This is a genomic window from Roseomonas sp. CAU 1739, from assembly GCF_039839775.1.
Classification (GTDB): Bacteria; Pseudomonadota; Alphaproteobacteria; order Acetobacterales; family Acetobacteraceae; genus Neoroseomonas.
On the sequence record NZ_JBDOQQ010000012.1, the window covers coordinates 125,597 to 146,353 of the forward strand.

At 68.8% G+C, this 20,757-nt stretch carries 19 protein-coding genes; 12 read left to right on the forward strand and 7 right to left on the reverse strand.

Features of this window, described 5'->3' with window-relative positions:
* Positions 1-19: 19 nt before the first annotated feature.
* Positions 20-838 carry a DUF1217 domain-containing protein gene (locus AAFN86_RS19180; RefSeq protein WP_347545120.1) on the forward strand — a complete coding sequence of 273 codons (819 nt, stop codon included), beginning with the start codon at positions 20-22 and terminating at the stop codon, positions 836-838.
* Here AAFN86_RS19180 and AAFN86_RS19185 read toward each other — a convergent pair whose 3' ends face one another.
* Complete coding sequence (locus tag AAFN86_RS19185) at positions 839-1,894, reverse strand: AI-2E family transporter (protein ID WP_347545121.1); 1,056 nt, start codon at positions 1,892-1,894, stop codon at positions 839-841.
* Between the two features lie 73 nt (positions 1,895-1,967).
* On the opposite strand from AAFN86_RS19185, the gene AAFN86_RS19190 reads away from it, so the two are divergent.
* Positions 1,968-3,143, forward strand: coding sequence for a phosphoserine transaminase (locus tag AAFN86_RS19190; protein WP_347545123.1), 1,176 nt, complete (start codon positions 1,968-1,970; stop codon positions 3,141-3,143).
* A 3-nt stretch (positions 3,144-3,146) separates the two neighbouring features.
* Complete coding sequence (serA, locus tag AAFN86_RS19195; protein ID WP_347545124.1) at positions 3,147-4,733, forward strand: phosphoglycerate dehydrogenase; 1,587 nt, start codon at positions 3,147-3,149, stop codon at positions 4,731-4,733.
* Between the two features lie 376 nt (positions 4,734-5,109).
* On the opposite strand, the gene AAFN86_RS19200 is transcribed toward serA, so the two are convergent.
* Together AAFN86_RS19200 and AAFN86_RS19205 are read right to left on the reverse strand one after the other, a co-directional pair.
* The gene (locus AAFN86_RS19200; RefSeq protein ID WP_347545126.1) at positions 5,110-5,661 is read right to left on the reverse strand and encodes a hypothetical protein; all 552 of its coding nucleotides are present in this window, start codon (positions 5,659-5,661) and stop codon (positions 5,110-5,112) included.
* Positions 5,662-5,780: 119 nt separating this feature from the next.
* A complete protein-coding gene (locus tag AAFN86_RS19205; RefSeq protein WP_347545127.1) occupies positions 5,781-5,942 on the reverse strand; it encodes a hypothetical protein in 162 nt (53 codons plus the stop codon).
* Positions 5,943-6,143: 201 nt separating this feature from the next.
* On the opposite strand from AAFN86_RS19205, the gene AAFN86_RS19210 reads away from it, so the two are divergent.
* The 3 genes from AAFN86_RS19210 to AAFN86_RS19220 all read left to right on the forward strand — a co-directional run bounded on the left by AAFN86_RS19210 (position 6,144) and on the right by AAFN86_RS19220 (position 10,568).
* Positions 6,144-7,283: an ATP phosphoribosyltransferase regulatory subunit gene (locus AAFN86_RS19210; protein WP_347545129.1), complete on the forward strand. Its 1,140-nt coding sequence runs from the start codon at positions 6,144-6,146 to the stop codon at positions 7,281-7,283.
* 4 nt (positions 7,284-7,287) lie between these two features.
* Positions 7,288-8,577, forward strand: a complete 1,290-nt coding sequence (locus AAFN86_RS19215) for an adenylosuccinate synthase (RefSeq protein WP_347545131.1) — start codon at positions 7,288-7,290, stop codon at positions 8,575-8,577.
* 158 nt (positions 8,578-8,735) lie between these two features.
* Positions 8,736-10,568, forward strand: coding sequence for an ATP-binding cassette domain-containing protein (locus tag AAFN86_RS19220; protein WP_347545132.1), 1,833 nt, complete (start codon positions 8,736-8,738; stop codon positions 10,566-10,568).
* 30 nt (positions 10,569-10,598) lie between these two features.
* Here AAFN86_RS19220 and AAFN86_RS19225 read toward each other — a convergent pair whose 3' ends face one another.
* Together AAFN86_RS19225 and AAFN86_RS19230 are read right to left on the reverse strand one after the other, a co-directional pair.
* A complete protein-coding gene (locus AAFN86_RS19225; protein ID WP_347545134.1) occupies positions 10,599-10,883 on the reverse strand; it encodes a hypothetical protein in 285 nt (94 codons plus the stop codon).
* A gap of 369 nt (positions 10,884-11,252) precedes the next feature.
* Positions 11,253-11,768 (reverse strand): VOC family protein, encoded by a 516-nt coding sequence (locus AAFN86_RS19230; RefSeq protein WP_347545136.1) that lies wholly within the window; start codon positions 11,766-11,768, stop codon positions 11,253-11,255.
* Between the two features lie 141 nt (positions 11,769-11,909).
* Here AAFN86_RS19230 and AAFN86_RS19235 point away from each other — a divergent pair, with 141 nt between their 5' ends.
* Positions 11,910-13,538 carry an FAD-dependent oxidoreductase gene (locus AAFN86_RS19235; protein WP_347545138.1) on the forward strand — a complete coding sequence of 543 codons (1,629 nt, stop codon included), beginning with the start codon at positions 11,910-11,912 and terminating at the stop codon, positions 13,536-13,538.
* Positions 13,539-13,792: 254 nt separating this feature from the next.
* Here the strand turns inward: AAFN86_RS19235 and AAFN86_RS19240 are convergent, their stop codons facing one another.
* The gene (locus tag AAFN86_RS19240; RefSeq protein ID WP_347545139.1) at positions 13,793-14,638 is read right to left on the reverse strand and encodes a universal stress protein; all 846 of its coding nucleotides are present in this window, start codon (positions 14,636-14,638) and stop codon (positions 13,793-13,795) included.
* Positions 14,639-14,954: 316 nt separating this feature from the next.
* On the opposite strand from AAFN86_RS19240, the gene AAFN86_RS19245 reads away from it, so the two are divergent.
* On the forward strand, positions 14,955-16,841 hold the full coding sequence (locus tag AAFN86_RS19245; RefSeq protein ID WP_347545141.1) for a ribonucleoside-diphosphate reductase subunit alpha: 1,887 nt from the start codon (positions 14,955-14,957) through the stop codon (positions 16,839-16,841).
* A gap of 80 nt (positions 16,842-16,921) precedes the next feature.
* Here the strand turns inward: AAFN86_RS19245 and AAFN86_RS19250 are convergent, their stop codons facing one another.
* Positions 16,922-17,278 carry an excalibur calcium-binding domain-containing protein gene (locus tag AAFN86_RS19250; RefSeq protein WP_347545143.1) on the reverse strand — a complete coding sequence of 119 codons (357 nt, stop codon included), beginning with the start codon at positions 17,276-17,278 and terminating at the stop codon, positions 16,922-16,924.
* Between the two features lie 167 nt (positions 17,279-17,445).
* On the opposite strand from AAFN86_RS19250, the gene AAFN86_RS19255 reads away from it, so the two are divergent.
* The 4 genes from AAFN86_RS19255 to AAFN86_RS19270 all read left to right on the forward strand — a co-directional run bounded on the left by AAFN86_RS19255 (position 17,446) and on the right by AAFN86_RS19270 (position 20,755).
* Positions 17,446-18,414: a tripartite tricarboxylate transporter substrate-binding protein gene (locus tag AAFN86_RS19255; RefSeq protein WP_347545144.1), complete on the forward strand. Its 969-nt coding sequence runs from the start codon at positions 17,446-17,448 to the stop codon at positions 18,412-18,414.
* A 149-nt stretch (positions 18,415-18,563) separates the two neighbouring features.
* On the forward strand, positions 18,564-19,616 hold the full coding sequence (locus AAFN86_RS19260) for a ribonucleotide-diphosphate reductase subunit beta (RefSeq protein WP_347545145.1): 1,053 nt from the start codon (positions 18,564-18,566) through the stop codon (positions 19,614-19,616).
* Positions 19,617-19,693: 77 nt separating this feature from the next.
* Positions 19,694-20,368, forward strand: coding sequence for an SCO family protein (locus AAFN86_RS19265; protein WP_347545147.1), 675 nt, complete (start codon positions 19,694-19,696; stop codon positions 20,366-20,368).
* Between the two features lie 99 nt (positions 20,369-20,467).
* Entirely contained in the window at positions 20,468-20,755 is a 288-nt protein-coding gene (locus tag AAFN86_RS19270; RefSeq protein WP_347545148.1) for a hypothetical protein, read from the forward strand.
* The last annotated feature ends 2 nt before the right edge of the window (positions 20,756-20,757 follow it).

Here is a 20,757-nt window from a genome sequence, read left to right on the forward strand (position 1 = left end):
TTCCGGGCGACGATGCGGCATGAACATCACCTTGTCGCAGGTGCAGGCGCTGTTCGGCGTGTCGTCATCGACCACGGTGTCCGGCTCGGTGGCCGACGCCATTCCGGCGCTGCGCCGCGCCACGGCTGAAGGCGCGGAGGCCAAGGGCATCGCACAGGAGAAGAAGGACCCGGTCACCTTGTCCGCGCTCGCCCAGTTCCGCACAGCGCTCGACAAGGCCGGCACGATCGAGCAGGCGCTGCGGGATTCGCGCATCCTCAAGGTGCTGCTGCCCGCCCTGGGCCTGTCGGGGCAGGAGGGCAACGCCGGGATGGTGCGCCGGGCCCTGCTCTCGGACCCCGAGGACGACACCGGCCTGGCGGCGCAATTGGGCAGCAACTGGCAGAATGCGGCGGCGACGCTTGGCGTCCACAAGACCGGCCTCGCCGGATTGCGCGACGGCACCCTGGTCGAGACGCTGTCGAACGCCTTCCTGAAATACCAGTACCGCAACGGCCTCGACGACAGGCAGGCCGGCCTGTCGGATGCGCTCTACTTCCTGGAATCCGCCGGCATGGCGACCGATGTCTATGACGTGCTGGGCGATGCGGTGATGCGGCGGGTGGTCACCGGCGCGCTTGGCCTGCCGGATGCGATGGCGATCCAGCCGGTCGAGACCCAGGGGCGTGCCGTGACGTCGCGGCTGAAGATCGACAGCCTGCAGGACGACAGGGCGGTGCGGAAACTGGCGGAACGCTATCTGATCGCGGCGGCCAATGCGGCGGCGGACAGCAGCGCCTCGACCTCGACCGATGCCATGTCGATCATCACCTCCCTGGCGGTCAGCATCCGGGCCTGATCAGGCGGCATCGTCGCGGGCCGGCTCTCGGCCAAGCCATCCCTCGGCATAGCCGCGCCGGACCAGCACGGCGGCCACGGCGGCGAGTGGCGCTGCAAGGGCCACGCCCAGCAGACCGAAGAAGGACGCCATCAGCACCTGCGCCAGCAACAGCGCGGCCGGTGGCAGGTCGGCCATCTCGGCCTGCACCAGTGGCGTGAGGATGTTGCCCTCGATGAACTGGACCACGACGAACAGCAGCGCGACCCACAATGCCAGCCAGGGCGAGATCGTCGCGGCCAGCAGCATGGCCGGCACGGCGGCGATCACTGGACCGATATTCGGGATGAAGCCGAGCAACGCCGCCAGCACCGCCAGCACGCCGGCCAGCGGCACGCCGAGCAGCGTCAGCCCGATCCAGGTCAGGGTGCCGCTGACCACCATGGCGAAGGCCTGGCCGGCCAGCCAGCCACGCAGCACCACGCCGCATTCCACCAGCGCCGCTGCGGCGGCCCCGTCGATCGACGGGTGCAGCAATGCCCGCAGCCCCGCCACATACGCGGTCGGATGCACGGCCAGGTAGACGCCGACCAGCAGGATGACCGCCGCATTGCCGAACCAGCCCAGCGTCGTCGTGGCGGCGAGGGCGGCGAAGCCCATGCCCTGGCTGGCGCCGTCCTCGGGCACGCTCAGCCATTGCGACAGCCAGGCGCCCCAGGGATCGCCGTTCAGCCGGTCGCGCAGCGCGCGGAGGCTGTTCGGCAGGTCCTCGGCCAGTTGCCGGGCCTGGTCGGCGAGCGGCCCGGCGGCAAGGGTCGCCGCCGCGACGGCCAACAGCACCAGGGCGAGGACCACCACCAGCACGGCCACCCAGCGCGGCGCGCCGGTCCAGCGCATCACCAGCCCGGCGGGCAGGCTGAGCGCGACGGCGAGCAAAAGCCCGGCGAAGCCGAGCAGCGGGACCTCCGGCACCAGGACGAACAGCGCCAGCACCAGGCCGACGAGGATGAGGATGGAGGCCTGTGCGCGCGACATGGCGATGCAACGGCGGCCGCGCGTCCCGGTTGCCTGCGCCATGGCGTGGGCGTATGTCGGCAGCGGGCCACGCCCCCCCACCGGGGCGCATCCGCTTCTGAAAGGGAGCCGCATCATGGCAAATGCCACCCGCAAGCCGGGACTCCGTCCCGCGAACCCCGCCTTTTCCTCTGGTCCCTGCGCCAAGCGTCCCGGCTGGACGCTCGCCGCGCTGGATGGCGCGCTGCTCGGGCGCAGCCATCGCGCCAAGGACCCCAAGGCACGCCTCGCCGAGGTGATCGACCGGTCGCGCGCCGTGCTGGGCATGCCGGCCGATTGGCGGCTGGGCATCGTGCCGGCATCCGATACCGGCGCGGTCGAGATGGCGCTGTGGTCGATGCTGGGCGCGCGCGGCGTCGATGTGCTGGCCTGGGAATCCTTCTCGAAGGAATGGGCGACGGATGTCGTCAAGCAGCTGAAGCTGAAGGATGCGCGCGTGCTGGAAGCGCCGTATGGGCGGCTGCCGGACCTCACGCAGGTCGATCCGTCGCGGGACGTCGTGTTCGTGTGGAACGGCACGACCTCCGGCGTGCGGCTGCCCAATGCCGACTTCATCAGCGCCGACCGCGAGGGCCTGGCGATCTGCGATGCGACTTCGGCCGCCTTCGCGATGGACCTGCCCTGGGACAAGCTCGATGTGGTGACCTGGTCCTGGCAGAAGGTGCTGGGCGGGGAGGCGGCGCACGGCATGCTGGCGCTGTCCCCGCGGGCCGTTGCGCGGCTGGAATCCTTCACCCCCGACCGCCCGATGCCGAAGATCTTCCGCATGACCAAGGGCGGCAAGCTGATCGACGGCATATTCAAGGGCGAGACGATCAACACGCCGTCGATGCTCTGCGTCGAGGATGCGATCGACGGGCTGAAATGGGCGGATTCGGTGGGTGGGCTGAAGGGGCTGGTCGCGCGGTCGGAGGCGAACCTTGGCGCCATCGCGCGCTGGGTCGCGACCAAGCCGGGCTACGACTTCCTGGCGGAGGATGCGGCGACGCGGTCCTGCACCTCGATCTGCCTGACCATCACCGCGCCCTGGTTCACCGTGATGGGGGCCGAGGCGCAGGCGGCGGCGGCGAAGAAGATCGCCTCGCTGCTGGAGAAGGAAGGCGTGGCACTCGATGCCGGCGCCTATCGCGACGCGCCGGCCGGGCTGCGCATCTGGGGCGGGGCGACCGTCGAGACCAGCGACATCCAGGCGCTGTTGCCCTGGCTCGACTGGGCGCTTGCCGTCGTCGAAGCCGACGTCGTGGTGGCCTGAACCATGGTCAAGGTCCTGATTTCCGACAAGCTCAGCCCCGCCGCCGTCCAGATCTTCAAGGACCGTGGCATCGAGGTGGACTTCAAGCCGGGGCTGTCCCCGGCCGACCTGCGCGCCATCATCGGGGCGTATGATGGTCTCGCGGTGCGGTCCGCCACCAAGGTGACGCGCGAATTGATGGAGGCCGCGCCGAACCTCAAGGTCGTCGGCCGCGCCGGCATCGGCGTGGACAATGTGGATGTCACCACCGCGACCGCGCGCGGCGTGGTGGTGATGAACACGCCCTTCGGCAACGCCATCACCACGGCCGAGCACGCCATCGCCATGATGTTCGCGCTGGCGCGGCAATTGCCCGACGCGTCAGCGTCGACCAAGGCCGGCAAGTGGGAGAAGAACCGCTTCATGGGCGTAGAGCTGTTCGGCAAGACGCTCGGCCTGATCGGCTGCGGGAACATCGGTTCCATCGTCGCCGACCGCGCGCTGGGGCTGAAGATGAAGGTCATCGCCTTCGACCCCTTCCTGTCGGAGAAGCGCGCCGTCGAGATCGGCGTCGAGAAGGTCGAGTTGAACGACCTGATCGCGCGCGCCGACTTCATCACCCTGCACACGCCGCTGACCGAGCAGACGCGCAACGTGATCTCCCGCGATGCCATCGCGCGGATGAAGAAGGGGGCGCGGCTGATCAACTGCGCGCGTGGCGGCCTGGTCGACGAGGCCGCGTTGTATGACGCGCTGAAATCCGGGCATCTCGCCGGCGCCGCGCTCGACGTGTTCGAGACGGAACCGGCGACGGACAGCCCGCTGTTCGGGCTGGAGAACGTGGTCTGCACCCCGCATCTGGGTGCCGCGACGGCCGAGGCGCAGGAGAATGTCGCCCTGCAGGTGGCCGACCAGATGGCCGATTTCCTGCTGACCGGCGCTGTGTCCAACGCCATCAACATGCCGTCCGTCACCGCGGAGGAAGCGCCGCGTCTTAAGCCCTACATGGAACTCGCACGGATGCTCGGCGGCATGGCGGGGCAACTGACCGCGGCCCAGGATGGTGCGATCAAGGCGGTGCGCGTCGAATACGAAGGCGCGGTGGCGGAACTGAACCTGAAGCCGCTGACGGCGGCCGCGCTGGCCGGTGTGCTGACGCCGCTGATGGGCGCGGTGAACATGGTCAACGCGCCCGTGCTGGCCAAGCAGCGCGACATCGAAGTGGCCGAGACGACGGTCGAGCGAAGCGGCGAATACCACACCCTGATCCGCCTGAGCGTGGTGACGGACCGCTTCGAGCGTTCCATCGACGGCACGCTGGTGGCCGAGAACAAGCCGCGCCTGGTCGCCATCAAGGGCATCGCGGTCGAGGCCGATTTCGCGCCGCACATGCTGTATGTCACCAACCAGGACAAGCCGGGCTTCATCGGCCGCTTCGGCATGGCCCTGGCCGATGCGGGGGTGAACATCGCAACCTTCCACCTCGGTCGGTCGGCACCGGGCGGGGATGCGATCTGCCTGGTGGGGCTCGATGGGCCGATGCCGGACGGCGTGCTGGCCGGGGTGCGCGGGCTGCCGCTGGTGGTACAGGCGACCGAACTGGCGTTCTGACGCGGGTCCCGCGGCGCCGGTTTGGCGCAAGGTTGGAGGGGCGTTGCCCCTCCAAGCCACCCCACCAAAGGCCGGTGGGTCTTTGGAAGCCAGTCCTTGGAGCGTGATCGCCGCAGGTGGAATTACCGGAGGCGTGAATCACACGATCAAACAAGGGCATGGAGCAGGAGGCGTGAGCGAAAGCGAACGGATCCTGCTCTGGCGCCGGGCGCGACGGAGCCGATCGGGGCGTGGATGTCGATCTCGTGCCCAAGGCATTTTTCGTCGGGGGACCAACCACCGCGCCCTGCACCAGGTCGAGGTTCCCAAAGGCCTTAAGCCTTTGGTGGGGGTGGACCGGAGGGGGCAAAGCCCCTTCCGGTCCTGCCGGCCGCCGTCAGCGGATCACCACGCCCGACTCGCTGCCCGCCGCACGGGTCAGGATCGGCGCGATGGATTCCATCGTCCACATGCGCGGCAGGTTGGTCAGCCGCGCGAGTGTTTCGTCCGGACCCAGGGTGAAGACCGGGTTGGACAGCGCGGCGCGGATCGCCGCCTGGTTGCCGCTTTGCAGCGGCCCGACCGCGGCGGCCAGGGCGGCCGCGGCTTGGTTCGGCAGCACGTCGAGCGGGATGCCGATCGCCTCGCGTTCCTCGCGCACTGCCGCGGCCACCTGCGAGCCGTAGCGCACCGGCAGGGCGATTGAGGTGGCGGGGTCGCGCATCCCCGCCACCGCGGCTTCGAACTGGGCCAGCGCGGCGGCGGCCTCGGCGGGCTTGCCGGCATACAGCCGCATGTCGCCGAAGTTGCGTTCGGCATAGGCGAGGTTCAACCGCACATTGTTTGGCTGGAAGCCCGCGCCGCCATAGCTGAAATCGGGCGGCTGCGAGGCGCAGGCGCCAAGGCCCGCCGCGAGAAGCCCCAACACCATGATCGACCGGCGCTGCATTTCACCCTCCATGAGACGATGCAGATGGCAGGATGCCTCAGCGCCGGGTGGTCCGGGAAGTGCAGGCGGCGTCAGGCGATCGCCCAGATCGAGGGTCAGACGATCGTCCAGATCGAGCGTCAGACGATCGCCCAGATCGCCAGGCCGATCAGGCCCCATAGCGGCAGGGCCAGCAGTAGGCCGTTGGCGAAGGCACGGCCTGGATTCTCGGCCCGCGGCAACTCATCCCGATGGTCGGCGGCATGGGCCGGAAGGGCGGTGAAGGCGCTGGCCTGTGACATGACTTTCTTTCTCCCGCCTGGGTTCACCGGAAAAACATCCTGCGGCGGAAATGGTTGACGACCGGTGAAGCCGATCGCGCCCTTGTGCCTGGCCGCCATGGCCGCAGCCCGGCCAAGCCATGGCGGAATCACGGCGCGGGGCCGCCTTGCACGGCCGGGGGTTGCCCGGCGGCGGGCGCCCTGCCACACCCTCGGCCGGCCATGACCGACGACCTGCCCAATCCCGCCCTGCTGCCCGCGGGCCTCGCCGACCTCCTGCCGCCCGAAGCCGAGCGGGAGGCCGGCCTTGTCGAAGCCATGATGGGTGTCTTCGCCGCCCATGGTTACGAACGGGTGAAGCCGCCCCTGCTGGAATTCGAGGACAGCCTGCTGGCCGGATCGGGTGCCGCGGTGGCCGAGCAGACCTTCCGCCTGATGGACCCGGTCAGCCAGCGCATGATGGGCCTGCGGGCGGACACCACGCCGCAGGTCGCGCGCATCGCCGCGACCCGGCTGGGCGGCCAGGCGCGGCCGCTGCGCCTGTGCTATGCCGGCCAGGTGCTGCGGGTGCGCGGCACGCAGTTGGCGCCTTCGCGGCAATTGCCGCAGGCGGGGGTGGAACTGATCGGCGGCGCCGCGCCCGCAGCGGATGCCGAGGTCGCCATCGTCGCGGTCGAGGCGCTGGCCGCCATCGGCGTGACCAATGTCAGCCTGGACGTGACCTTGCCGACGATGGTGCCGGCGCTGATGGAGGCCGCTGGGGTTTCGCCGGCGCTGCGATCGAGCCTTGCGCATGCGCTGGACCGCAAGGACAGCGCGGCCGTGACGGCGCTGGTGCAGGGCCAGCCGGGCGCGCTGGCGTCGCTGCCCGGGCTGATGGCCGCGACCGGTCCGGCCGATGGCGCGCTGGCGGCGCTGGATGCAGCGGACCTGCCGCCGGTCGCGCGGGCCATCGCGCAGAATGCGGCCACTGTGCTCGCCGCCATCCGGGCGCGGGCGCCGGGATTGCGGATCACCCTCGACCCGGTCGAGTTCCGCGGCTTCCGCTATCACACCGGGGTCGCCTTCACGCTGTTCGGGGCGGGGATGTCGGGCGAACTCGCGCGCGGGGGGCGGTATGTCTCGCAGAACGATGAGCCGGCGACGGGCATGACGTTGTATCCTGACGCGGTGCTGCGCGCCGCCCCCGCCACGGTGCCGAGGCCACGGCTGTTCCTGCCGGCCGGCGCCGATGGCGCGGCCTTCCGCGCCCAGGGTTTCGCGACGGTCGCCGCACTGGCACCCGAGGACACGCCGCAGCGCCTGCGCTGCACCCATGAATTGAAGGACGGCGCGGCCGTCCCGATCCTGACGAAGGACTGAACCCATGGCCAATGTCGCCGTGATCGGCGCCCAGTGGGGCGACGAGGGCAAGGGCAAGGTGGTGGACTGGCTCGCCAGCCGCGCCGATATCGTCGTGCGCTTCCAGGGCGGCCACAATGCCGGCCACACGCTGGTGGTGGGCAACGAGACCTACAAGCTGTCGCTGCTGCCCTCGGGCGTGGTGCGCGGCAAGCTTGGCATCATCGGCAATGGCGTGGTGCTGGACCCCGAGGCGTTGCTGAGCGAGATCGCGCGCGTCACCGCCCAGGGGCTGAAGGTGTCGCCGGACAACCTGCGCATCGCCGAGAACGTGCCGCTGATCCTTCCGCTGCACCCCGCGCTGGACAAGGCGCGCGAGGCCGCGCGGGGCGAGGACAAGATCGGCACGACCGGGCGCGGCATCGGCCCGGCCTATGAGGACAAGGTCGGCCGCCGCGCCATCCGCCTGTGCGACCTCGCCGAGCCCGAGACGCTGTCGGCCAAGCTCGACGAATTGCTGCTGCACCACAACGCGCTGTTGCGCGGCCTCGGCGCGCCGGAATTCGCCAAGCAGGAATTGCTCGACGGGCTGCTCGCCCTGGCGCCGCAGCTGCTGCCCTATGCCGAACCGGTGTGGGAACGCCTGTCCGATGCGCGGTCCACCGGCAAGCGCGTGCTGTTCGAGGGCGCGCAGGCGGTGATGCTGGACGTCGACCACGGCACCTATCCCTATGTCACCAGCAGCAACACCGTCGCCGGCAATGCGGCGGCGGGGTCGGGCGCAGGGCCGGACGCGATCGGCTTCGTGCTCGGCATCGCCAAGGCCTATGCGACGCGCGTGGGCTCAGGGCCGTTCCCGTCCGAATTGTTCGATGAGACCGGCAGGCTGCTGGGTGAGCGCGGGCGCGAATTCGGCACCGTCACCGGCCGGCCGCGCCGCTGCGGCTGGTTCGATGCCTGCATGGTGCGCCAGGCGGTGAAGGTCGGTGGCATCAACGGGCTGGTGCTGACCAAGCTCGACGTGCTGGACGGGCTGCCGGAACTGAAGATCTGCACCGGCTACCGCATCAATGGCGAGACGGTGAAGCGCCTGCCCGCGGCCTTCCGCGCCCAGGCGGCGGCCGAGCCGATCTTCGAGACGATGTCCGGCTGGGCCGGGTCCACCCGTGGCGCGCGGTCCTATGCCGAATTGCCGGCGGAAGCGGTGAAGTATGTCCGCCGCATTGAGGAACTGGTGGAAGCGCCGATCGTGCTGCTGTCCACCAGCCCGGAGCGCGACGACACGATCATGATGCGCGACCCCTTCGCGGGGTAGCGCGCCGTCACAGCAGGCTCGCCGCGCCGCCCTGCGTGCCTTGGTCAGTGTCGCGGCCTTCCTGTCGAAGGACAGGGAGGCCTCGGCGCCGCTGTCGGCCGGTTGCGGGACCTCATCGGGAGGTTGACCCGGCGGCCGCATGCGGCGAGGAACGCGCCATGGCTCCGCCCCCCCTTCTGCTGCTCACTGACATCCGCCACGGCTTCGGCTCCACCCTCCTGCTGGAAGGGGCATCGCTGTCCGTCGCGCCCGGCGAGCGGCTCGCCCTGGTCGGGCGCAACGGCTCTGGCAAATCCACCCTTCTGAAAGTCGCCGCCGGCCTCATCGAGGCCGAGGCCGGCACGCGTTTCCTCCAGCCCGGTGCGACCATGCGCTACCTGGAGCAGGAGCCGGACCTCTCGGCCTTCGCCAATGTGATGGCCTATGTCGAGGCTGGGCTCGGGCCGAACGACGACCCCTATCGCGCGCGCTACCTGCTCGAACAACTCGGCATGACCGGGGAGGAGACGCCGGCCGCACTGTCGGGTGGGGAGACGCGCCGCGCCGCGCTGGTGCGCGCGCTGGCCTCCTCGCCGGACATCCTGCTGCTGGATGAACCGACCAACCATCTGGACCTGCCGGCGATCGAGTGGCTGGAAGCCGAACTCGCCTCGCTGAACTGCGCGCTGGTGCTGATCAGCCATGACCGGCGGTTTCTCGAAAGGCTGTCGCGCGCCATGGTGTGGCTCGACCGTGGTGCGACGCGGCGGCTGGAACAGGGTTTCGCGAACTTCGAGACCTGGCGCGACCAGGTGCTGGAGGAGGAGGAGCGCGACGCCCACAAGCTCGCCCGCAAGATCGTGCGGGAGGAGCATTGGCTGCGCTACGGCGTCACCGCCCGGCGCAAGCGTAATGTCCGGCGGCTGGAGAACCTGCACGCGCTGCGGGCGAAGCGCCGCGAGCGCGTGGGCGCGCAGGGGCGCGTCACTATGGCGGCCTCCGAGGCCGCCGGGTCGGGCAATCTGGTCGTCGCGGCGGATGCGATCTCGAAATCCTATGGCGACCGGGTGATCGTGCGCGACGTCACCACGCGCATCATGCGCGGCGATCGCGTCGGCATCGTCGGGCCGAATGGCGCGGGCAAGACGACGCTGCTGAACATGCTGATCGGCGTGCTGGCGCCGGACAGTGGGGAGGTGCGGCTCGGCACGGCGATCGAGATGGTGGGGCTCGACCAGAAGCGCGCGAGCCTCGATCCATCCATCACGCTGTCGGCGGCGCTGACCGAAGGCCGCGGCGACCAGGTGCATGTGAACGGCCAGCCGCGCCATGTGATCGGCTACATGAAGGACTTCCTGTTCACGCCGGAACAGGCGCGGACGCCGCTGTCGGCCCTGTCGGGCGGCGAGCGCGGGCGGCTGATGCTGGCGCGCGCCTTCGCCAAGCCATCCAACCTGCTGGTGCTGGACGAACCGACCAACGACCTGGATCTGGAGACGCTGGACCTGCTGCAGGAACTGGTGGCGGATTACGCCGGCACCGTCATCCTGGTCAGTCATGACCGCGACTTCCTCGACCGTACCGTGACCAGCGTGATCGCGTCGGAAGGCGATGGGCGCTGGCAGGATTATGCCGGCGGGTATTCCGACATGGTGGCGCAGCGCGGCCACGGGGTCCGCGCGCGGTCCGGCGAACCGGCCAGGGCCGAGGCGAAGGCGGCGGCGAGGGCCGAGGCCACGCCGCGTGCCGAGCCGCCGCCGCGCCAGCGCGTGCGCATGAATGCGAAGGAACAGCATGAGCTGAAGACGCTGCCGCGCGAGATGGCGGCGCTGTCGGCGGAGATCGCGAAGCTCGATGCGCTGATGGCCGATGCGGGGTTCTACACCCGCGACCCGATCGGCTTCCGCAAGGCGACGGAGGCGCTGGGCAAGGCGCAGGCCGCGCTGTCCGGCGCCGAGGAGCGCTGGCTGGAACTGGAGATGCTGCGCGAGGAGGCGCAGCAGGCCCTGTAGCCAGCGCGGCGGGCGCCAGCGTCGCAGCGCCTATCGCGTCGGGCTGGTCAGGACGAGGTCGGTCACCTTGGCCTGCCGGTCGATTGCGCAAGTGAAGTCCAGGCGGCTCGGGCCCTGCACCATCTGGCCGGTCAGCGAGGCGCCGTCCGACGTCCGGACGAAGCGGGGATATTCCAGGGCGAAGCCCCGGATGCCCTGTTCCCGGATGGCCTGGAGGCATTCCCGCCGGGCCGCGGTTTCGGTCTGCGCCGCCGCCGGACTGCTACAGGTCGCGACAAGGGCACATGAGCCGAGCGCAAGGAGCATCGCGTTCATCGTCACGTCCTCCCGCCGGAGACGTTACGCCAGCGGCGCGGCGATGTGCGATCACCGCCGCGCGAGTCACGCCAATCGGTGGCAGGCGGCGTGCGCCTCGGGCGGATCGTGCCTGACCGGACTCATACCAACGGCACGCGTGATTGACTCGTGCCGAGGCCGCGAAGGCAGTCCGGCGAAAGCCAGGCAAGCCGGAGGTTTGCGCGTCACGCCATGGGCGTGCCTTCGGCACGACGCGTCCGCGGGCGGGCCGAAGCCGATTCCGACGGTCGAGGAATTCGGCCGTTGGTATCAGCCAGCCGCGTGGAGATGCTCGCTCAAGCACGGGGTTTGAGCGGCTTGCGCGAGCGCAGTCGAACGCGAACCGCTCTATGCCGCCTCGGCCAGCAGCGCGTTCAGGTCCAGCCGCTTCGTGACCATGGCGAGCCTGCCCGACGCGTCACGCGGCCAGTCGGCTTCCTCCCGGTCGCGATACAGTTCCACGCCATTGCCGTCCGGGTCGCGCAGGTACAGCGCCTCGGACACGCCATGGTCCGAAGCCCCTTCCAGCGGCCAGCCGGCATCGAGCAGCCGCTGCAGCGCCTGGGCCAGCGCGCGGCGGTCCGGGTACAGCAGCGCGACATGGAACAGCCCGGTCGTGCCCGGCGGTGGCCAGGCGCCGTCCTTGCTCTCCCAGGTGTTGAGCGCGATGTGGTGGTGGTAGCCGCCGGCCGAGAGGAACACCGCCTGGTCGCCATAGGTCTGCTGGACCTCCAGCCCGATCACGTCGCGCCAGAACGCCAGGGCGCGGTCGAGATTGGCGACCTTGAGATGGACGTGGCCGATGCGCGTCGCCGGATGGATGGCGGGGCGGACGGTGGTGGGCTGGGGCAGGGTGTCGGGCATGGCGGCGTCTCCTTCGTCTGCCCGCTCAGATGCGCCTTTGCGCGTGCCGGTGCCAATGGGATTGCGGGATCATCGCCATCGGCGGGGCGTATGATGCGCCGCCCCCTTGCCGGGCCGGCGGCGCGGGGGGATGAACGCCCCATGACGACATTCGATACCGATGTGCTGGTGCTGGGTTCTGGCTCGGCGGGGCTGGTGGCGGCGCTGACCGCCGCGGCGCAGGGCCTGCGTGTCACGGTGCTGGAGAAGACCGACCGGCTGGGCGGCACCACCGCCATGTCCGGCGCGGGCACCTGGATCCCGGCCAATCACCTGGCGGCCGAGGCCGGCATCGAGGACAGCGTCGAGGAGGCGCTGACCTATATCCGCGCCGCCGCCCCGGAAGGCTGGGCCGAGACCGAGGAGCCGCTGTGGCAGGCCTTCGTGAAGGCCGCGCCGGAGATGCTGAAATTCGTCGAGGCGAAGACGCCGCTGCGCTTCGCCCTGACGCCGGAACCCGACCCGCTGCGGACGCTGCCGGGGGCGAAGCTGCGCGGGCGGATGATGTCGCCCAGGGCGCTCAGCCGGTGGCGGGCGGGGCGCTTCGCCTTCCGCATCCGCAAATCCACCATCCCGGAGATTTTCACCTACCACGAGGCGGTGACCACCGACATCTACCACAAGCCCTACAGCACGGCGCTGTCGCTGGCGCCGCGGCTCCTGTGGCGCTGGCTGGTCAATGCGCGGGGCAAGGGGACGGCGCTGGTCACCGGGCTGCTGCGCGGCTGCCTCGATGCCGGGGTGCGGTTCGAGCTATCGGCGCGCGCGATGGAACTGACCCAGGACGCAACCGGCGCGGTGACGGGGGCGGTTGTCGAACGCGGCGGCGCGCGGGAGGTCTGGACGGCCGCTGCGGGCGTAGTGATCGCCACCGGCGGCTTCGAATGGGATGCGGATTTGCTCGCGCGGCATTTCCCCGGCCCCGTCGACTATCGCGGCAGCCCGACCGCGCATGAGGGCGACGGCCAGCGCATGGCCGCGGCCGCCGGCGCCGAGCTGGCGCGGATGGACCAGGCGACGATCGCGCCGTCCATCCCGGTTCGCTACCAGGGACAGGTTTTGGCGCAGCCGGTGCCCTTCCACACCGAGACCAACGCCATGCTGGTCAACCGGCATGGCGAGCGCTTCATGAACGAGCTGACCTTCAACATCGGCGAGGCGCTCGACCGTCGCGACCCGGCGACGGGCCAGCCGGTCCACCTGCCGGCGTGGGTGATCACCGATGCGCGGATGCTCGACCAGGTGCCGCCCGTGCGCTGGGCGGCCAAGGCCGATCCGGCCTGGATGCGCGCCGCACCCGACATCGGCACCCTGGCGAGGCTGATCGGCGTCGAGCCGGTGGCGCTGGAAGCGAGCGTCGCCCGCTTCAACGCCTTCGCGGCCGCCGGGCGCGACGAGGATTTCGGCCGACCGGCACGGCCCGACCCGGCGGCGGCAGGGGACAAGCGGCGCCGGGCCGGGATGGACCCGATCACCCGCGCGCCGTTCCTGGCCATGCCGCTGAGCCGGTCGATCCTGGGCACCAAGGGGGGCGCGCGGACCAACGAACATGCCGAGGTGTTGCGGCCCGATGGCAGCGTGATCCCCGGACTGTTCGCGGCGGGGATCGCCATGGCGAACCCGATCGGGTCGCGCAATGTAGGCACCGGTACGACGATCGGGCCGAACATGGCGTGGGGGTATATCGTGGGGAAGCGGCTGGCGCTGCGGAACGCGGCGGCGGCGGGGTAGGAGGGTGAAACCGGAGCGGGCTTTACCTCCTCCGGGCCTCCCTCACCAAAGGCCAGTGGGCCTTTGGAAACCTTGACTTGGTGCCAAGCGGGACGGCTGGACCAAACGGCGAAGATGTCTTCGGGCACGATGGGCGCCTCCGGGTACCGATCCTGCCCACAGCGTCGGGCGCCAGGTATCGGTTTCCAAAGCCCCACTGGCCATTGGTGGGGTGGGTTGGAGGGGCAACGCCCCTCCAACCGCCACGACCCAAATCAGTGCGACATCAGCACCGGCACCGTCATCTGCTTCAGGATGGTCCGCGTCACCCCGCCGAGGACGAATTCGCGCAGCCGCGAATGCCCGTAGGCGCCGATCACGATCAGATCCGCCGAGATGTCGGAGGCGTGGTTCAGTAGCAGGTCGGCATCCGGCACGTCGGGCGCGAGTCGATGTTCGACCGAGACCTTCACGCCATGGCGCGCGAGGTGGATGGCGATGTCCGCGCCCGGTTCCTCCCCATGGCCATCGATGCCGCCCTTCGGATTGGCGGCCAGGACCACCGCCGAATCCGCACCGGCGATCAGCGGCAGGGCGTCGTTGACGGCGCGCGCGGCCTCGCGGCTTGCGTTCCAGCCGACCAGGACGCGCCGGCCGGTGCTGGTGAAGCTGCCGGCATAGGGGACGGCCAGCACCGGCCGCCCGGCACCGAACAGGATATCGCCGGCGAGGCCCGCCGTGCCGGTGGACGGCCCATCGGGGTCTTCCTGCCCGACGATCACGAGGTCGGCATAGCGGGCATGCAGGGTGACCAGTTCCGCCACCATGCCTTCGGCCTGGCGCCATTCGCCCTGCATCGCTTCGCGGCGCATGCGCTCGCGGAAGGCGGCCTCGATGCGGGCGGCATCGGCCAGGGCAGATTCGCGCATCTGGTCGATCAGCCCGGCCAGCGCGACACCGCCGCCGCCATCGGCCATGGCGATCAGCGGCATGCCGATATCGACGACATGCAGGGCGGTCAGATGCGCATCGTGCCGGCGGGCGAGGTCGATGGCCAGTTCCAGCCGCCCCGCCGATTGGGGCGTGGTGTCGAGATGGACGAGAATATCCTTGAGCGGCATCGCATTCTCCCGTGCCGGTTGGCGCGTCTGGCATCGGATCCGCGCGGCGCGGGAGGGGGACGACCCCTCCCGGCGCGACGTGGTTCCTCGTTTGCGACGGCACAGTGGGCCCGTTCGCGCCTGTGGAAAAGTCCTGCCTTGCCAAGGGCATCGGGGCGCGGAATCATGAACGAAACGGGAACATATTTCCGGCTGTGACAAACCGGGGACTCTTGGCAAGGGGTCAGTTGGCCACCCCATGTGGTGGTCATGTGACTGTGGCAAGACTACATCTTGTGTCGGATGGCGCTTGGGCGGCAGGATGCATGCCCAGGGGATGAGTTTGGTTGGGGGGTCTGACGTGTTCGATGCAGTTCAGCTTGAGGGCCATGGCCAGGTCCGGACCGATCCGTCGCGCGACGCGCTTCTGACCGATTTCGGCAAGGCCACGCTGGATGACCGCTACCTGCTGCCGGGGGAATCCTACCAGGATCTCTTCGCGCGGGTGGCCTCGGCCTATGGCGACGACGCGGCGCATGCGCAGCGCATCTACGACTACATCAGCCGGCTGTGGTTCATGCCGGCGACGCCTGTGCTGTCGAATGGGGGTACGACGCGCGGGCTGCCGATCTCCTGCTTCCTCAATGAAGCGTCCGACAGCCTCGATGGCATCGTCGGGCTGTGGAACGAGAATGTGTGGCTGGCCGCGAAGGGCGGCGGCATCGGGTCCTACTGGGGCAATCTGCGCGGCATCGGCGAGAAGGTCGGGCGGAACGGCAAGACCTCCGGCGTCATCCCTTTCATCCGGGTGATGGACAGCCTGACGCTGGCGATCAGCCAGGGGTCGCTGCGGCGCGGTTCGGCGGCCTGCTACCTGCCGGTGAACCATCCGGAGATCGAGGAATTCCTCGAAATGCGTCGCCCGACCGGCGGCGACCCGAACCGCAAGGCGCTGAACCTGCACCACGGCATCCTGATCCCGGATGCCTTCATGCGCGCGGTGGAAAATGACGAGGAATGGGCGCTGCTGTCGCCCAAGGACCAGGCGGTGATGCGCAAGGTCTCGGCGCGCGCGCTGTGGATCCGCATCCTGACGGCGCGCATCGAGACCGGCGAGCCGTACCTGATCTATTCCGACCATGTGCATCGCGCGCAGCCGGCGCATCACAAGCTGGCGGGGCTTGAGGTCAAGACCTCGAACCTGTGCTCCGAGATCACCCTGCCGACCGGGATCGACCAGCACGGCGAACAGCGCACCGCGGTGTGCTGCCTGTCCTCGCTGAACTGCGAGACTTGGTTCGAGTGGAAGGACGATCCGCTGTTCATCACGGATGTCATGCGCTTCCTCGACAACGTGCTGCAGTCCTTCATCGACACCGCGCCGGATTCGATGGCGCGGGCGAAGTATTCCGCGATGCGGGAGCGCTCCGTGGGCCTCGGCGTGATGGGGTTCCATTCGTTCCTGCAGATGATGAACGTGCCCTTCGAATCCGTTGTCGCGAAGGTGTGGAACAAGAAGATGTTCAAGCATGTGCGCGAGCAGGCGGATGCCGCCTCGCGCCTGCTGGCGGAGGAGCGCGGGCCGTGCCCCGACGCCGCCGAATACGGCATCATGGAGCGCTTCTCCCACAAGATGGCGATCGCGCCGACGGCGTCGATCAGCATCATCTGCGGCGGCGCATCCCCGGGCATCGAACCGATCGCGGCGAACGTCTACAATCACAAGACGCTGTCCGGGTCGTTCATCGTGCGCAACCCGTACCTGCAGAAGGTGCTGGCCAAGCACGGGCGCGACGATGACGAGACCTGGACCTCGGTGACCGTCACCAAGGGTTCGGTGCAGCATCTCGACTTCCTGTCGGAACAGGAAAAGGCGATCTTCAAGACTGCCTTCGAGCTAGACCAGCGCTGGGTGATCGAGCACGCGGCCGACCGCACGCCGTTCATCTGCCAGTCGCAGTCGGTGAACCTGTTCCTGCCGGCGAACGTGCACAAGCGCGACCTCCACCAGATCCACATGTCCGCATGGAAGAAGGGGGTGAAGTCGCTGTATTATTGCCGCTCGCTGTCGATCCAGCGCGCGGACACGATCAGCGAGAAGGTGGTCGGGCAGGGCGATATCATGGCGGCGCATGTGCCGACGGAGCGCGAGGTCCGGTTGCCGATGGCGGCGGCGGCGCCGGCGGGTTCCAACAATTACGAGGAATGCCTGGCCTGCCAGTGAAGGTTGGAGGGGCTCTGCCCCTCCAAGCCACCCCGCCAAAGGCCTAAGGGCCTCTGGACACCTCGACTTGGTTCCATGGTTTACCTGCGTGGCATTGGTTCGCAGGACCAGCCATCTCCATCGGCATCGAGGTGGCGAAAATATCCAGGCTCGCCGATCCGGGCGGTGCCGAAGCCCATGGCGCGGGCCTCGGCGCAGCTTCGTGGTGTATGGATCGCGGGCTTCAGGCTCGCCGGAACGTAGGGCGCGAGCAGCCACAGCACCGCGCAGAAGCCAAGTGCTCCCAGCGCGGCAAGAATGGGCCGCGCGATCAGCCAGCGCATGCCGTACATGCGCGCCGCGACGCCAGGCCGCAGCAGCAAGAGCGCCACGCCGCCAACAGCCAACCCCGCCAGCAACAGATGTACTGCGGGCAACCCCGCCATCGTGTCCAGCATGCGCCATCTCACCAGATTGAGCGCATTCCTGGCCACCATTCCCCGAGACGGTTTCCAAAGGCCTCGGGCCTTTGGTGGGTGGGGTTTGGGGAGGGCAAGTCCCTCCCCATCGACGCCCGCTGCCGAACCCCGCTAGCCTTCCTCCCAATACCCCGGGAGGAACAACCATGATCACACGGCGCACCCTCGCCCTCACGGCGGCGAGCCTGCCCACGGCGACCATCGCCCGGGCGCAGGCGCCCTGGCCCGAAAAGCCCGTCCGCCTCATCATCGGCTACCCCGCCGGCGGCCCGACCGATTTGGGCGGTCGCCTGTTGCAGGATCCGCTCGGCCGTCTCTGGGGCCAGCCCATCGTCATCGAGAACCGTGCCGGCGCCAGCCAGGTCATCGCCTCCGAGGCGGTCGCGCGGTCGCCGGCCGATGGCTACACGATCTTTCTCGCGGCCAGCACGCATGCGTCCAATGCGGCCGTCTATGCGCGGCTGCCTTACGACACGCTCGCGGACTTCACGCCGATCGTGAACATCTATGCCTCGCCGACGGTGCTGTTCGTCGGGCGGGATTCGCCGTACCGCACCGTGGCCCAGTTGGTGGATGCGGCGAAGCGCGACGCGGGGGGGATGGCCTTCTCATCCTCGGGCAATGGCTCCTCGGGGCATTTCGCGTTGGAGATGTTCCGCCGGAAGGCCGGGATCGAGGTCACGCATGTCGCCTTCCGCGGCGGCGCGCCCGCCTTGCAGGAGGTCGTTGCCGGCCGCGTGCCGGCGACCTTCAGCACGCTGTCGGGCGCGATAGGCCTGGCGCGCGATGGCAGCCTGCGCGCGCTGGCCATCGGCGGGCCCGACCGGGTCGAGGTGCTGCCCGGCATCCCGACGCTGGGCGAGGCCGGCTTCGAGATCCCCGACACCAGCCCGTGGTATGGCATCATCGGGCCGAAGGGCCTGCCGCGGCCGATCGTGGATCGCATCGCGGCGGATGTGCAGGGACTGTTGCACGACGCGACGATCAAGCGGCGCATCGTCGATGCCGGTGGCGTCATCATCGCCGAGGGGCCGGACGCCTTCGATGCGCGCATCCGCCGCGAGTTGCAGGAGAATGCGGTGATTGCGCGCGAGGCCGGCATCCGCGTGGAATAGGGCGACGTTGATGGTCCGCCGCGCGCGCCACGAGTCGCGCGCGGTGTGGCTGTATCTTCCATCTGCCACAACATCTTGCGGTCATGGATTGTCGCGAACACCAATTGTGGTAGGAATCATCGCATCGCACTGCTCCTGGGGGATGGCTCATGGCCGACGGATTCTCGAACGACGAACTGCCCGTGAAGTTCGACCTTCTGACCGCGAACCCGGTCTACAAGCCGTTCCGCTACCCCTGGGCCTATGACGCCTGGCTGACCCAGCAGCGCATCCATTGGCTGCCGGAGGAAGTGCCGCTCGCCGACGATGTGAAGGACTGGCAGAAGAACCTGACGGAGTCCGAGCGCAACCTGCTGACGCAGATCTTCCGCTTCTTCACCCAGGCCGATGTCGAGGTGAACAACTGCTACATGAAGCAGTACAGCCAGGTCTTCAAGCCGACCGAGGTGCTGATGATGATGTCGGCCTTCTCGAACACCGAGACGATCCACATCGCCGCCTACAGCCACCTGCTCGACACCATCGGCATGCCGGAAATCGAGTACACCGCCTTCCTCAAATACAAGGAGATGAAGGACAAGTACGACTACATGCAGACCTTCTCGGTCGAATCGAAGACCGAGATTGCCAAGACGCTCGCCGCCTTCGGCGCCTTCACCGAAGGGCTGCAGCTGTTCGCTTCCTTCGCGATCCTGATGAACTTCCCGCGCTTCAACAAGATGAAGGGCATGGGGCAGATCGTGTCGTGGTCGGTGCGCGACGAGACGCTGCACTGCCTGTCCGTCATCCGCCTGTTCCGCACCTTCGTGCAGGAAAATCCCGAGATCTGGACAGCGGAGTTGAAGCGCGACCTGTACCTGATCTGCGCCACCATCGTGGAGCATGAGGACGCCTTCATCGACCTCGCCTTCGAACTCGGCGGCGTGCAGGGCCTCGATGCGCAGCAGACCAAGGAATACATCCGCTTCATCGCCGATCGCCGGCTGCAGCAGCTGGGTCTCGAACCGCTCTACAACATCGAGAAGAACCCGCTGCCGTGGCTCGACGAGATGCTGAACGCGGTGGAGCACACCAACTTCTTCGAGAACCGCGCGACGGAGTATTCCAAGGCGAGCACCGGCGGGACCTGGGAGGAAGCCTTCGCGGATTCCGTCTTCTCCAGCCCGCAGCCGGACGGCGCGATCGAGGGCGTGCGCCACTGAATGCAACGCACGATTGCATGACGTCGCGCGGGGTGCCCTTGCGCACCCCGCGCCGCGCGGACTAACTGCGCCGCATCATGCTCCGCGCCATTCGTCTCGCTTCCATTCTCATTGTCGTGCTGCTCGGCGGCGTCTGGGCCACGGCCTGGTTCATTCGCACGCCCGGTGAATCCGTCGCCGACGCATTCCTGCGCCAGTTGGCGCGGATGACCGGCGCCGACATGCCCGCTCCTTCGGCGGGCGGTGTGCAACTCGCGCAGGGCGTTTCGCTCGGCGGGCCCTTCACGATGGTGGACCAGACCGGCAAGACGGTGACGCAGGCGGACTTCGCCGGCCGTCCGCTCCTGGTCTATTTCGGCTTCACCTATTGCCCCGACGTCTGCCCGACCGAACTCGGCACGATTGCCGCGGCGCTCGACGCCATGGGCCCGGCGGGGGAGCGCGTGACGCCGGTCTTCATCTCGATCGACCCCGAGCGCGACACGCCGGAAGCGATGGCCGATTATGTCTCGCGCTTCCATCCACGCATGGTTGGACTTACCGGCAGTGCGGAGCAGGTTGCGGCAGCGGCGCGCGCCTATCGCGTCTATTACGCGAAGGTGCAACCACGCGACTCAACTTCGTACCTGATGGATCACTCATCATTCATCTACTTCGTTGGACCGGACGGGCGCGTTCGCAGTCTGTTTCGACCAGAAAGCACGCCCGAGGCCATCGCTTCGGCTGTGAGCGCACAGCTTCGCGCGTTTTGATACACAGGCTTACGCGCGGCCGCCGCTGGCGGTATGTTGACCGTGCCGACCTGTCCGGATCGTGCAGATACCGGACGCAGGCATCGGCGGAGGGGCATCATGTCGTTCGATGATCACGACGGCGCGAACAGCGCCGAGGGTGGACGGGGCGGCGCATCGGCGCCGCGTCACACCCGCCGACTATCCGACAAGATCCTGATCGCGTTCCACCATGCCTGCGACCAGGGCGATTTCGAGGTGGCGGAGGAACTCCTGCGCATCCTCGAGATGATGCTGACGCGGCGTCCGGCTTCGCCGGATTCGAACCGGCGCAAGAATCTCGAGAGTCTGGTGGCGGCGCATGAGCGGCTGTGGCTGCTGCGCCATCCCGAGGTGAAGGACCAGTAGGT